This window comes from Roseomonas sp. CECT 9278 (genome assembly GCF_918698155.1).
GTDB lineage: Bacteria > Pseudomonadota > Alphaproteobacteria > Acetobacterales > Acetobacteraceae > Neoroseomonas.
This window is the reverse complement of record NZ_CAKKLX010000006.1, coordinates 1-12,041: the sequence shown is the minus strand read 5'-3', so window position 1 is coordinate 12,041 and position 12,041 is coordinate 1. Positions and strand designations below refer to the sequence as shown.

Below are 12,041 nucleotides of genomic sequence, written 5' to 3'. Positions count from 1 at the left end.
GTGGCGGAGAATTCCGCCCGGGGTGCCGTCCGGCGGTCGGTCCTGCGCGGCCTGGCCGTCGGGGGGCTGCTCGGCATCGGTGCCTGCGCGGCGCTGGATGAAACGCAGCGGCCGGCGCTCGACGCCATCGCCGCGCGCATGCCGGCCGAGATTGCCGGCTTCCAGCGCGGCGAGGTGCCGCAGCGGCCGAACGACGTCCTGACGCTCGACTACGCCACGCCGAACCGGGGGGCGGTCGCGACGGTGCAGGTCTATGCGACCGGTGGGCGATCGGTGCCGTCCGATCCGGCCTCGGTCGAAATCGACCGCGAAGTGACCTCCGCCGTCATGGAAGTCACCGAGGCGCCGCAGGGCCGCACCGGGCGGCGGCTGACCGAACGGGAACGCTTTACCATCGCCGATCCGGGGCTGCGCTGCGCCGTGATGGAAGGCGCGTTCGGCCGGGCGCCGGTAACGCGCCATGTCTGCGTGGGCGCCGCGCAGGGGCGTGTGGTCAAGGTGCAGGTGACCATGGCGACCAGCCGGACGCCGTCAGCGGATGCCACGGCCTTCGCAGCGGGGGCCTTGCTGGCGGTGCGCGGCCGCTGAGGCGGTCGCGGGGGTGGATGTACGACGCGCGGCCGCTGAGGCGGTCGCGGGGGTGGATGTACGACGCGCGACCGCTGAGGCGGTCGCGGGGGTGGATGCACGACGCGCGGCCGCCAAGGCGTTCGCGGGGGTGGGCGGACGATGCGCGGCCGTTGAGGCGGTCAGCGCAGGCACCGCAGGAACAGCGTCGAGGCGTGCGCCACTTCGCCGATCTCGGCGGCGGTGCGCATCGTGCCGGTTTCCTCGAGCTGGGGCTGCACGCCGTGTTCGCGCATGAAGTCCACCGCCTCCGTGTGCTTCACGGCGAAGTTGACATTCTGCGGGATGTCGCCGGTCGCCTGCGCAATGCGCTGGGCATTGAGCTTCGACACGATCACGCCCACCACATGGCCGCGCAGGTCCAGCAGCGGTCCGCCCGAATTGCCCTGCTGCACCGGTGCGCTGATCTGGATCTGGCGCGCATTGTCGCCGAGCCCTGCCAATGCCGAGACATCGCCCGTGGTCAGCGTCGGGCCTGAGGATAGCAGGCCGGCGAGGGGGAAGCCGTAGGTCACCACCGATTCGCCGCGGCGCATCTCAGCGGCGCGACGGAACGGCAGGACCGGCCCTGCATCGGCATCGGTGCGCAGCAGCGCCAGGTCGCGCTGGGTGTCCGCCGCGATCACCGTCGCCGCGATCTCCTGCCCACCTGGCAGGCGCGCCATCATCGCGGTGCAGCCATCGACCACGTGCTGGTTGGTCATGATCTGGCGCGGCGCGACGACGAAGCCGGTGCCCGACGAGACCTGGCGTGGCTGGCCGGGCGTCCCGCCGGGTCCGGGCGGGCGGCCGCCCTGGCCGGGGGCGGCGGCAGCGAGCGGCGGCGGCTTGCTGCGCGGCAGCGCGGCGACCGGTCCAGGCGGGCGGCCCTGCGGCGCCGGTCCGAGCCCCTGCGGGGGCTGGCCGAAACCCTGTGGGGGCTGGCCAAAGCCTTGGGGGGGCTGGCCGAAGCCGGGCGGGCGCACACTGCCGCCAAGCGGCGGCGGCTTGTCACGCGGCAGCGCGACCTGCGGCCCGGGGGCGGGCCGCGGCGGCACCGCCTGGAGCGGCGGCTGCGGCAGGTTCCCGAGCGAGCCACCCCCGCCCGGCCCGGGCTTCTGCGCCGCAACGGGCATCGCGGCGAGGATCGTGGCCAGCGCAAGGATGGGGGGCGTTGAACGCATGGGCGGAGGGTGCCGGGATGGACGCCCCGCGGTCAACGCCCGCCGCGTGCCCTGGCGCACGCGGCGCGAAGTGATTCAGAGCAGGCCTTCGCGCCGGAACGACAGATGCCGCCCATTGCCCACCACCAGGTGGTCATGCAGCACGATCCCGAGGCTGCCGGCGGCCGCCTTGATCTCCTGCGTCATCTCGAGGTCGGCGCGCGACGGCGTCGGGTCGCCCGAGGGATGGTTGTGCACCAGGATCAGCGCCGTGGCCTGCAGTTCCAGCGCGCGCTTGACCACCTCGCGCGGATAGACCGGCGTGTGGTTGACCGTTCCGCGCGCCTGCGCCTCGTCGGCGATCAGGCGGTTGCGGGTGTCGAGGAACAGGACGCGGAACTGTTCGACCCTTTCGCGCGTCAGCGCGACGGTCAGGTAGGACATCAGCCGGTCCCAGTTGTTCAAGACCGGCTGGTCCATCACCTCGGCGCGCGCCAGGCGCAGGGCGGCGGCCTGCACGGTTCGCAGGGCGGCGGCGCCGGCTTCGCCAAGGCCCTCCACCTCGCGCAATTCCTGCAGCGGCGCGGCGATGGCATTGGCGAAGGACCCGAAGCGGGCCAACAGCGCGCGGGCGATCGGCTTGGTGTCCCGCCGCGGCAAGGCGAGGAACAGCACCATCTCGAGCAATTCGTGGTCGAGCAGCGCCTCCGGCCCGGCGCCGAGCAGCTTCTCGCGCATCCGCGCCCGATGGCCGAGATGCCCGGGCGCTTCCCCGGGCGGCTCGATCATGCTCAGCAGGCCGGGCATGGCCTCGGCGAGTCCGGGTTTCCTGCGCATGCGCCTCGCTGCCGGCGAGGGGCGCCGGGCGCGACGGAGGCTAGCGAAAATCTACCGGAAGTTGAAGGGGCGTTTCACCCGGCCGCGTAGGGGCGGTGCAATCCGTCCGGCGAGAGCGTGAAGATCTCGGCCCCTGACTCCGTCACGCCGATCATGTGCTCGAACTGCGCCGAGAGCGAGCGGTCACGCGTCACGGCGGTCCAGCCGTCGTCGAGGATCTTCACTTCCGGCCTTCCGGCATTCACCATGGGTTCGACGGTGAAGAACATGCCGGCGCGCAGCTTCGGGCCTTCGCCCGGGCGGCCGAAATGCAGGATGTTCGGCGCGCCGTGGAACTGCCGGCCGATGCCGTGCCCGCAGAAGTCGCGCACCACCGAGAACCGGTTGCGCTCCACGAAGACCTGGATCGCGTGGCCGATGTCGCCCAGCGTGGCGCCGGGCCGGATCGCCGCGATGCCCTTCATCATGGCTTCGTAGGTCACGTCCATCAGCAGCCGCGCCTTGGTCGAGGGGCTGCCCGCGACGAACATGCGGCTTGTGTCGCCGAACCAGCCATCGAGGATGGCGGTCACGTCGATGTTGACGATATCGCCATCGGCCAGCACGCGCTCGCCCGGGATCCCGTGGCAGACGACATGGTTGATCGAGATGCAGGACGACTTGGTGTAGCCCCGATAGCCCAGCGTCGCGGGCACCGCGCCGTTCGCGACCATGTAGTCGTGGCACAGCCGGTCGAGCTCGCCCGTGGTGACGCCGGGGCGCACATGCTCGGCGATCATGTCGAGCGTGGCGGCGGCCAGCCGACCGGCCTTGCGCATGCCCACGAAATCCTCGGGCTGGTGGATGATGATGCGGCGAGATTCGCCGCCCTGCTGCTCCATGGTCGGGTCCGGATCGAGGCGTGGGGTGAGAGCGGAAGATGCGCGTTGCCCCCCCTGGTTGCAAGCACGGCGGGGCGGGGGGCGTGTCCCGCTGCGATCATGGCGGCCGCCCCGCCTGCGGTATCCGGGGCTAAAGCCCGGTCTTGTCGCCGGCGCGGTGCTCGACCGTGCCGAGCGCATCGGCGATCCGCGCGGTCGCGCTGCCGGGCCGGGCCGGCCGCGGCTGCGTGGCGGACGGGCCCCAGCCCGTCAGCATGATCAGGCGCAGCGTCGCCGGCATGCCGTCCTGGCCCCCTGCCATGCGCGCGGCAGCGAGCGGGAACAGCCCCCGCGGCGGGACGCGCCCGTCGCGAGCCAGCACCGCATTGCCTTCGCCGGCGGCGCGCAGGTCGGCCAGCAGTGCCAGCGGGCTGCGGTAGCGCAGGGCGATGTCCTCGGCGTCGGCGACCGGCAGGGCGAATCCGGCGCGTTGCAGCAGGCCGGCGCCGTCACGCAGATCCGGGAAGGGCGAGACCCGCGGCGACAGACCGCCGCGAAGCTCGGCCTCGGCCTCAGCCAGGGCGCCACGCAGCTCCTGCAAGGTCGGCAGGCCGGGCAGCGAGGCGAGGAACAGCCCGTCCGGCGCCAGCGCCCGGCGGATCTGCACCAGCGCGCCGGGCAGGTCGTTGACCCAATGCAGCGAGAGCGCGGCGACCACCAGGTCGAAGGCGCCCTCGCTGAAGGGCAGCCATTCCTCGTCGGCGCCGACCGCGAGGCCGCCGGCCCGCGCCGCCATGCGCGGCGACAGGTCGGCCGAGACGACGAAGGGGATGCCGCGTGCCGACAGCCGCGGCGCGACCACGCCGCGCCCCCCGATGTCGAGCGCGCGGGTGAAGCGGCGCGTCGTGTCGTCCAGCCGGTCGAGCAGCCGGTCGGCGGCCTCGGCCAGGATGGGTTCGACACGGTGCGTCGTGGCGGCCGCGCGGTCACGCCGGCGGCGCACCAGGCCACGGTCGAAGACCTGGGCGGGATCATTCATGCGGCGTCAGATGCGCCCGGCCGGGCACCGCGGCAAGCGGCGCCACTTTGGCGCGGCGTGCGAACCGGACTACCGTCCGCCGGCACGGACGAACATGGGAACAGGAACGCCATGGCGAAGCAGATTGACGCCGCCACGCTGAAGCGGCGGATCGCGGACGGGGGCGAACTCGCCATCCTGGATGCGCGGGAAGAAGGGGAATTCGGCCAGTCCCATCTGTTCTGGGCGATCCCTTGCCCGCTGTCGAAGATGGAATTCCGCGCCCGCGCGTTGCTGCCGCGCCGCGCGACGCCGGTGGTCTGCGTCGATGGCGGGCAGGGGTATGCGGCGCGGCTCGCGGCGTACCTCGAAGGCATCGGCTGCACCGATGTCGCGGTGCTCGCGGGCGGCACGCCGGCCTGGGCGGCGGCGGGGTATGTCGTGTTCTCGGGCGTGAACGTGCCCTCCAAGGCCTTCGGCGAATGGGTGGAGCACCACTACGAGACGCCCTCGGTCGATCCCGCCGAACTCAAGGCGATGATGGACAGCGGGCTCGACATGGTGGTGCTCGACAGCCGCCCGATCGACGAATTCCGCCGCATGACCATTCCCACCGCGGTGAACGTGCCGGGCGGCGAACTGGTCTATCGCATCGGCGAATTCGTGACGCGGCCGGAGACCACCATCGTGGTGAATTGCGCCGGGCGCACCCGGTCGATCCTGGGCGCGGAATCGCTGCGCAGCGCGGGGGTGCCGAACAAGGTCGTGGCGCTTCGCAACGGCACGATGGGCTGGGAACTGGCGGGCTTCACCTGCGACCGCGGCCGCACCGACCGTTACCCGGAGCGCAACCCGCTCCGCTTGGAGGACGCCTTCGCCCGCGCCGACCGCTTCGCGCGGAAGCACGGCGTGACCTTCGCCACGCGCGCAGAATTCGAGACGATGCGCGGCGATGCATCGCGCACCACCTATCTGCTGGATGTGCGCGACCCGGCGGAATTCGCGTCCGGCCACATGATCGGCAGTCGCTCCGCCCCCGGCGGGCAACTGGTGCAGGCGACCGACCAATGGGTCGCGGTGCGCGGCGCGCGCATCGTGCTGGTGGACGACACCGGCGTGCGGGCCCGCATGACCGGCGGCTGGCTGCGCCAGTTGGGCGGCTGGGAGGTCGTGGTGCTGACCGACGGCCTGTCGGGCCGGCGCGAGGAAGGCATCTGGGCGCCCGACTGCCCGGAGGCCAAGGCGATCCAGGTGCCGCATGTCAGCCCGGCGGAACTGGCGGTGCTGGCCGCCGAGGGCGCGGCGCAGGTGATCGACCTTGCCCGGTCGGTCGACTTCCGCGACGGGCACGTGCCGGGCGCGATCTGGGGCATCCGCACGCGGCTCGATCGTTTGGCGCCGCGCCTGGCCGGGGACCGGCAGATCGTGGTGGCGGCGCCGGAGGAGGCGCAGGCGCGCCTGGCGGCCGAGGAATTGCGTTGCTTCGCGCGCGCCCCGGTGAAGATCCTGGCGGGCGGCACGCGGGCCTGGAAGGACGCCGGCTTCCCGCTGGCGGCCGACCGGCGCGACCCGGCCGATGCCGATTGCGTCGATTTCTACCTGCGCCCGTATGACCGCAACGACGGCGTCGAGGAAGCGATGCACGCCTACCTGTCCTGGGAGATCGACCTGGTGCACGAGGTCGAGAAGGACGGCGACGCGCCCTTCGGCGCCTGGGTCTGACAGGGGCATGGCGGCCCCCGCGCTGCGCCGGCTGCAGGGTGGGTTGCGCCAGGCCTCGGCGCGGCTGCTCGATGCGCTGCTGCCGCCGCGGTGCCTGGCCTGCGAGGGGGAGGTGGCGGCGCAGGGCACGCTCTGCGCCACCTGCTTTTCGGGGCTGTCGCCGATCACGCCGCCTTTCTGCGCACGCTGCGGCGTGCCATTCGCCCATGGCGGGCAGGTGAGCGACGCGCTGTGCCCACGCTGCGAGCATCGCGCGCCGGCTTTCCTCACCGCGCGGGCGGCGCTGCGCTACGATGCCGGGGCGAAGCGCCTGATCCTGCCGTTCAAGCACGCCGACCGGACCGACCTCGCGTTGCCGCTGGCGCGGCAGATGGCGCGCGCCGGGGCGGAGCTGCTGGCGCGGGCCGACCTGATCGTGCCGGTGCCGGCCCATTGGCGCCGACTGCTGGGGCGGCGCTACGACCAGGCAGCGCTGCTGGCGCGCGCGGTCGGCAGCATCGCCGGGCGTCCGGTCGCGCCCGACTTGCTGCGCCGGCGCCGGCGCACCCCGCCATTGGCGGACAAGGGTGCGGCGGAGCGCGCGGTCACCGTCGAGGGCGCCTTCGCGCTGTCGCGCCAGGGCGAGCGGGCCGTCGCGGGGCGGCATGTGCTGCTGGTCGACGACGTGCTGACCTCCGGCGCCACGGCCGAGGCCTGCGCGCGCGTGCTGCTCGATGCCGGGGCCGCCGCGGTCGAGGTCCTGGCCGCGGCCCGCGTGCCGGATCCACGGCTGCGCGACGCTTAGGGCACCGCCCCGGCTTGACCGGTGCCGGTGTCATGCCACTTTCACAGCCATGGCCAAGATCGAGATTTTCACCACCGACTTCTGCCCCTACTGCTCGCGCGCCAAGGCGTTGCTCGAGAGCAAGGGTGTCGCATTCGAGGAAATCTTCGCCCCCAACGGGTCCGAGGCGCGCCGGCAGGCGACCGCACGGTCGGGCGGGCGCACCACCGTCCCGCAGGTCTTCATCGACGGCCAGGCCGTCGGCGGGTCCGACGATCTGCAGGCTCTGGATCGCGCAGGTCGGCTCGACGCCATGCTCGGGGTTTGAGAGCGCCTCTGGCACTCTCGGTCCGGGAGTGCCAAATCAGCCGGGACGGCGCGCCGGACTCGCCGCGACGCCAGGGATGATGGGCAAATGATCCACTACCAGCTTCGCTGCACCAGCACCGCCGAGGAGCATGCGTTCGACGGCTGGTATCGCGACAGCGCCGCCTTCGAGACGCTCGCCAAGGCCAGCCTGCTGGACTGCCCGGTCTGCGGTGGGACGCAGGTCTCGCGCGCCCTGATGGCCCCGGCGATCCCGAAGAAGGGACGCCCGGCGCGCAATGCGATCGAGGCAGCGCCGCCCCCCGTGCCCGTGCCAGCTCCCGCGCCCGAACCGCCGAGCGAGGCACCCGCCGCCACGGCCGGGCCCATGCCTGCCCAGGTCCGTGCCATGCTGCAGAAGCTCCGCGCCGAGGTGGAGCGCAATTGCGACTACGTCGGTGCCGATTTCGCCGAGGAGGCGCGCCGCATGGAGCGCGGCGAGACCGAGCGCCGTGGCATCTTCGGCGAAGCCAGCGAGGCCGAGGCCGAGGCGCTGCGCGAGGACGGCATCGAGGTCGCGCGCATCCCCTGGGTGCCGCCCGCCGACGCCTGAGCGCCGCGGTCAGCCCCGCGCCATCACCAGGTAGTTGATCCCCACGTCGCGCGTCGCGCGCCAGCGCCCGGTCAGCGGGTCCATCGCCATGCCGGTGATATCGGCGACGCCCAGCCCCACCTGCCGCAGGCCGGCCCCGAGTTCGCCGGGGGTGACGAACATCCGCCAGTCATGCGTGCCCACGGGCAGCAGCCGCAGCAGGTATTCGGCGCCCAGCTTGGCCATCAGGAAGGCGCGCGGCGTGCGGTTCAGGGTGGACAGGAAGACCGGCGCGCCGCGCTTCGCCGCGCGCGCCAGGGCCGCCAGGAACGCGGCGCGGTCGGCGACATGCTCGATCACTTCAAGGGCGATCACGGCGTCGAAGGTCTCGTGGTCCGGCAGGTCCTCGGGCAGGCCTTCCCGGTAGTCGATGTCGAGGCCCTGCGCGCTTGCATGGGCGCGCGCGGCCTCCAGCGCCTCCCCGGCCGCATCGAGGCCGGTCACGCGGGCGCCGCGCCGGGCCAAAGCCTCCGATGCCAGCCCGGCGCCGCAGCCCACATCAAGCAGGCTGAGCCCGGCCAGGGCGTCGGGCGCCGCAGGGTCGCGGCCATGCAGGCGGGCGATGCGCTCGGCGATCCAGCCGGTCCGCAGCGGGTTCATCCTGTGCAGCGGCTTCATCGGCCCGTTCGGGTCCCACCAGCGCGCGGCCAGGGCGTCGAACTTGGCGACCTCGGCGCCGATCCTTGTGCCGGCAGTCGGCATGTTCGGGGTCCCTTTCGCTTCCGGCCGGGTTGCGTGGCACCCGGGCGATGGGTATCTGTCCCGCCCCGCCGCCCGGCGCAACCGCCGGCGTGCAGCATTTCCGCCCGGCCCCAGGACCCGCAGACCGCCGATGGCCCGTATCGTGATGAAGTTCGGCGGCACATCCGTCGCCGATCTCGACCGCATCCGCAACGTCGCCGCCCGCGTGAAGCGGGAGGTCGATGCCGGCCACCAGGTGGCCGTCGTGGTCTCGGCCATGTCCGGCGTGACCAACCAGCTGGTGAAATGGTGCCAGGATCTCTCGCCGCTGCATGACGCGCGCGAATACGACACCGTTGTTGCGACGGGCGAGCAGGTGACCACGGGCCTGACCGCCATCGCGTTGCAGACCATCGGGGTGGAGGCGCGGTCCTGGCAGGGCTGGCAGGTGCCGATCGTGACCGACCAGGCGCACGGCAAGGCGCGGGTCGAGAACATCGACGGCGCGCTGCTGATCGAGCGCATGGAGGCCGGCCAGGTGCCGGTGATCGCGGGCTTCCAGGGGATCGACCTGCTGCGGAACCGGATCACCACGCTGGGCCGCGGCGGGTCCGACCTGTCGGCCGTGGCGGTCGCGGCGGCGATCAAGGCCGATCGCTGCGATATCTACACGGACGTGGACGGTATCTACACGACCGACCCGCGCATCGTGCCGCGGGCGCGCAAGCTCGAACGCATCTCCTTCGAGGAAATGCTCGAACTCGCCTCGGTCGGGGCCAAGGTGCTGCAGACCCGTTCGGTCGAGTTGGCGATGAAGCTGGGCGTCCGGGTCCAGGTTGTGTCGAGCTTCGAGGACAAGCCCGGTTCGCTCGTGGTGGATGAGGACGAGATCGTGGAACAGCCCGTGGTTTCCGGCATCGCGTATTCGCGCGACGACGCCAAGGTGACGCTGCGCCGCGTGCCGGACCGGCCCGGCGTGGCGGCGCGCGTCTTCGGCCTGATGGCCAAGTCGAACGTGAACGTGGACATGATCGTCCAGAACATCGGCGCCGACGGCACCACCGACATGACCTTCACGGTCGGCAAGGCGGACCTGGCGCGCGCCCAGGATGCGCTGGCCAAGGCGCAAGGCGACATCGGCTACGAGGCGGTGCTGGCCGACCCGGATGTCGCCAAGATCAGCGTCGTGGGCATCGGCATGCGCAGCCATGCCGGCGTGGCCAACACCATGTTCAAGGCGCTGGCCGAGAAGGGCATCAACATCCAGGTGATCTCGACCAGCGAGATCAAGGTCAGCGTGCTGGTCGCGGCCGACTATACCGAACTCGCCGTGCGCGCCCTGCACACGGCCTATGGGCTGGATGCGCCGGCGTGAGCACGCTTGACCGGGGCCAGGCGCAGGCGCGGCTCGCCGCGCTGATGGCGCGCGGCGCGGCCTTCTTCGGCAGCGAGGTCGCCATGATGGGCGGCGCGATGTCCTGGGTGAGCGAACGCCACCTGGTGGCGGCGCTGTCCAATGCGGGGGCCTTCGGCGTGATCGCCTGCGGGGCGATGGAGCCGCCGCGCCTCGCTGAGGAGATCGCCGGCACCAAGGCGCTGACCGCGCGCCCCTTCGGCGTGAACCTGATCACCATGCATCCGCGGCTGGACCAGCTGGTCGATGTCTGCCTGCAGGCGAAGGTCGGCCACATCGTCTTCGCCGGCGGCATCCCGCCCGGGTCGGCCATCAAGAAGGCCAAGGAGGGCGGGGCCAGGGTGGTCTGCTTCGCGCCCGCCCTGGTGCTGGCCAAGCGGATGATCCGTTCCGGCGCCGACGCCCTGGTGATCGAGGGGTCCGAGGCCGGCGGGCATATCGGCCCGGTCTCGCTCAACGTGCTGGCGCAGGAGATCCTGCCGCACATCACCGAGGTCCCGGTCTTCGTCGCCGGCGGGATCGGGCGCGGGGAGGCGATCCTGTCCTACCTCGAGATGGGCGCGGCGGGCGTGCAGCTCGGCACGCGCTTCGTCTGCGCCACCGAATCGATCGCCCATCCCGCCTTCAAGAACGCCTTCATCCGCGGCAACGCGCGCGATGCCATGCCCACCGTGCAGCTCGACGATGCGTTCCCGGTGATTCCCGTGCGCGCCCTGCAGAATGGCGGGACCCGGCGGTTCCTGGAATTCCAGGCCGAGACGATCCGCCGGTTCAAGGCGGGCGAGGTCGAGAAGGACGCCGCGCAGCTCGACATCGAGCATTTCTGGGCCGGCGCCCTGCGCCGCGCGGTGATCGACGGCGATGTCGAGAACGGGTCGCTGATGGCGGGCCAGTCGGTCGGCATGGTCACCAAGGAACAGCCCGCGGCCGAGATCATCGCCGAACTGATCGACCAGGCCGTCGCGGCGCTCATGGCGCGCGGCCGCAGCGCCGCCTGATCCCGCGATCCCCCACGCGATAGGAGTTTGCGGGAGCGTCGCGGCGGGGCTAGAAGCCGCCGTCGAACCCGGACCACCATGAAGCGCCCCACCCGCCCCGACATCACCGCCGCCGAGGCCGCCCGCGTGGGCGAGGACCTGCGCGAATCCCGCCTGACCCTTGGCGCCTCGGTCGAGGACATGGCCGAGCGGCTGCGGATCAATCGCCGCTACATCCATGCGCTCGAGGAAGGGCGCATCAAGGACCTGCCGGGCCCGGCCTATGCCGTGGGCTTCGTGCGGTCCTACGCGACCGCCCTCGGCCTCGATGCCGACGAGGCGGTGCGCCGCTTCCGCGACGTGACCGGCGGCGCCACCACGAAGAATGGCGAGCTGGTCTTCCCGGAGCCCGTGCTGTCGCGCGGGATGCCGGCGGGCGTGCTGGTGGCCGTGGGCGTGGTGGTCGCACTCGGCGCCTATGTCGCCTGGTACAATTGGAGCGGCTCCGGCAACCGCGTGGTCGATGCGGTGCCCCCGGTCCCCTCGCGGCTGGACCAGGCGGCGCAGGACGGCCAGCGGATGCGCGACCCCGCGACCGGGCAGGCGGTTGGGCCAGCCCCGGCCCCCACCCAGGCGGCCGCGGCGGGCAATCCCGGCGCGTCGGTCCCGGCAGCGGCGCCGCCCGCCCCGGCGGCGCCCGTAGCGGCGCCAGTGCCCGACGGCCCGCGGGTGATGCTGCGCGCGCGCGGCGAAGCCTGGATCCAGATCCGCGACACGCGGGCCAATTCCGTGCTGACCGACCGGGTGCTGCGGACCGGGGAAAGCCTGCCGGTGCCCAGCCGCGATGGCCTGGTGCTGACCACCGGCAAGGCCGAGAATCTCGATGTCCTGCTGGACGGCCAGGTCACCGCGGCGCTGGCCGGCGCGACCGGGGTGCGTCGCGGCATCGCGCTGGAAGTCGAGCGCCTGCGCGCTGCCGGCGGCCCCGAGGCGCCTGCGCGCCCCGCCGCGCCCGCCGCAGCGGCACCGCCCGCCGCCGCCC

13 protein-coding genes are annotated in these 12,041 nt (G+C 72.7%); 8 read left to right on the top strand and 5 right to left on the bottom strand.

The genetic code is table 11. The features are described from left to right. A complete protein-coding gene (locus LQ222_RS05600) occupies nt 1-588 on the top strand; it encodes a hypothetical protein (protein ID WP_230165039.1) in 588 nt (195 codons plus the stop codon). A 161-nt stretch (nt 589-749) separates the two neighbouring features. Here LQ222_RS05600 and LQ222_RS05595 read toward each other — a convergent pair whose 3' ends face one another. The 4 genes from LQ222_RS05595 to LQ222_RS05580 all read right to left on the bottom strand — a co-directional run bounded on the left by LQ222_RS05595 (nt 750) and on the right by LQ222_RS05580 (nt 4,505). Then, nucleotides 750-1,790 carry a S1C family serine protease gene (locus LQ222_RS05595; RefSeq protein WP_230165038.1) on the bottom strand — a complete coding sequence of 347 codons (1,041 nt, stop codon included), beginning with the start codon at nt 1,788-1,790 and terminating at the stop codon, nt 750-752. A 75-nt stretch (nt 1,791-1,865) separates the two neighbouring features. Further along, nucleotides 1,866-2,606 (bottom strand): RadC family protein, encoded by a 741-nt coding sequence (radC, locus tag LQ222_RS05590; RefSeq protein ID WP_374202154.1) that lies wholly within the window; start codon nt 2,604-2,606, stop codon nt 1,866-1,868. Between the two features lie 74 nt (nt 2,607-2,680). After that, entirely contained in the window at nt 2,681-3,487 is an 807-nt protein-coding gene (gene map / locus LQ222_RS05585) for a type I methionyl aminopeptidase (RefSeq protein WP_230165037.1), read from the bottom strand. 130 nt (nt 3,488-3,617) lie between these two features. After that, nucleotides 3,618-4,505 carry a methyltransferase domain-containing protein gene (locus tag LQ222_RS05580; protein WP_230165036.1) on the bottom strand — a complete coding sequence of 296 codons (888 nt, stop codon included), beginning with the start codon at nt 4,503-4,505 and terminating at the stop codon, nt 3,618-3,620. 111 nt (nt 4,506-4,616) lie between these two features. Between LQ222_RS05580 and LQ222_RS05575 the strand changes: the two genes are divergently transcribed. The 4 genes from LQ222_RS05575 to LQ222_RS05560 all read left to right on the top strand — a co-directional run bounded on the left by LQ222_RS05575 (nt 4,617) and on the right by LQ222_RS05560 (nt 7,888). After that, nucleotides 4,617-6,206: a rhodanese-like domain-containing protein gene (locus LQ222_RS05575; protein ID WP_230165035.1), complete on the top strand. Its 1,590-nt coding sequence runs from the start codon at nt 4,617-4,619 to the stop codon at nt 6,204-6,206. 7 nt (nt 6,207-6,213) lie between these two features. Next, nucleotides 6,214-6,990, top strand: a complete 777-nt coding sequence (locus LQ222_RS05570; protein WP_230165034.1) for a ComF family protein — start codon at nt 6,214-6,216, stop codon at nt 6,988-6,990. A 49-nt stretch (nt 6,991-7,039) separates the two neighbouring features. Further along, the gene (gene grxC / locus LQ222_RS05565; protein ID WP_230165033.1) at nt 7,040-7,297 is read left to right on the top strand and encodes a glutaredoxin 3; all 258 of its coding nucleotides are present in this window, start codon (nt 7,040-7,042) and stop codon (nt 7,295-7,297) included. A gap of 87 nt (nt 7,298-7,384) precedes the next feature. Continuing rightward, nucleotides 7,385-7,888, top strand: a complete 504-nt coding sequence (locus LQ222_RS05560) for a DUF1178 family protein (protein WP_230165032.1) — start codon at nt 7,385-7,387, stop codon at nt 7,886-7,888. Nucleotides 7,889-7,897: 9 nt separating this feature from the next. On the opposite strand, the gene ubiG is transcribed toward LQ222_RS05560, so the two are convergent. Next, entirely contained in the window at nt 7,898-8,629 is a 732-nt protein-coding gene (gene ubiG / locus LQ222_RS05555) for a bifunctional 2-polyprenyl-6-hydroxyphenol methylase/3-demethylubiquinol 3-O-methyltransferase UbiG (RefSeq protein WP_230165031.1), read from the bottom strand. A 130-nt stretch (nt 8,630-8,759) separates the two neighbouring features. Here ubiG and LQ222_RS05550 point away from each other — a divergent pair, with 130 nt between their 5' ends. The 3 genes from LQ222_RS05550 to LQ222_RS05540 all read left to right on the top strand — a co-directional run. Continuing rightward, nucleotides 8,760-9,983 carry an aspartate kinase gene (locus LQ222_RS05550; RefSeq protein WP_230165030.1) on the top strand — a complete coding sequence of 408 codons (1,224 nt, stop codon included), beginning with the start codon at nt 8,760-8,762 and terminating at the stop codon, nt 9,981-9,983. 44 nt (nt 9,984-10,027) lie between these two features. Then, nucleotides 10,028-11,020 carry a nitronate monooxygenase family protein gene (locus tag LQ222_RS05545; protein ID WP_230165230.1) on the top strand — a complete coding sequence of 331 codons (993 nt, stop codon included), beginning with the start codon at nt 10,028-10,030 and terminating at the stop codon, nt 11,018-11,020. A 78-nt stretch (nt 11,021-11,098) separates the two neighbouring features. Next, nucleotides 11,099-12,041, top strand: a 943-nt coding sequence (locus LQ222_RS05540; RefSeq protein ID WP_230165029.1) for a helix-turn-helix domain-containing protein, incomplete at its 3' end; no start/stop codon positions are given.

Coding starts and splice junctions, on each gene's coding strand:
- ubiG (WP_230165031.1), bottom strand. CDS start 8,629: ATGCCGACTGCCGGCACAAGGATCGGCGCCGAGGTCGCCAAGTTCGAC.
- LQ222_RS05560 (WP_230165032.1), top strand. CDS start 7,385: ATGATCCACTACCAGCTTCGCTGCACCAGCACCGCCGAGGAGCATGCG.
- LQ222_RS05570 (WP_230165034.1), top strand. CDS start 6,214: ATGGCGGCCCCCGCGCTGCGCCGGCTGCAGGGTGGGTTGCGCCAGGCC.
- LQ222_RS05550 (WP_230165030.1), top strand. CDS start 8,760: ATGGCCCGTATCGTGATGAAGTTCGGCGGCACATCCGTCGCCGATCTC.
- LQ222_RS05545 (WP_230165230.1), top strand. CDS start 10,028: ATGGCGCGCGGCGCGGCCTTCTTCGGCAGCGAGGTCGCCATGATGGGC.
- LQ222_RS05580 (WP_230165036.1), bottom strand. CDS start 4,505: ATGAATGATCCCGCCCAGGTCTTCGACCGTGGCCTGGTGCGCCGCCGG.
- radC (WP_374202154.1), bottom strand. CDS start 2,606: ATGCGCAGGAAACCCGGACTCGCCGAGGCCATGCCCGGCCTGCTGAGC.
- map (WP_230165037.1), bottom strand. CDS start 3,487: ATGGAGCAGCAGGGCGGCGAATCTCGCCGCATCATCATCCACCAGCCC.
- grxC (WP_230165033.1), top strand. CDS start 7,040: ATGGCCAAGATCGAGATTTTCACCACCGACTTCTGCCCCTACTGCTCG.
- LQ222_RS05595 (WP_230165038.1), bottom strand. CDS start 1,790: ATGCGTTCAACGCCCCCCATCCTTGCGCTGGCCACGATCCTCGCCGCG.
- LQ222_RS05575 (WP_230165035.1), top strand. CDS start 4,617: ATGGCGAAGCAGATTGACGCCGCCACGCTGAAGCGGCGGATCGCGGAC.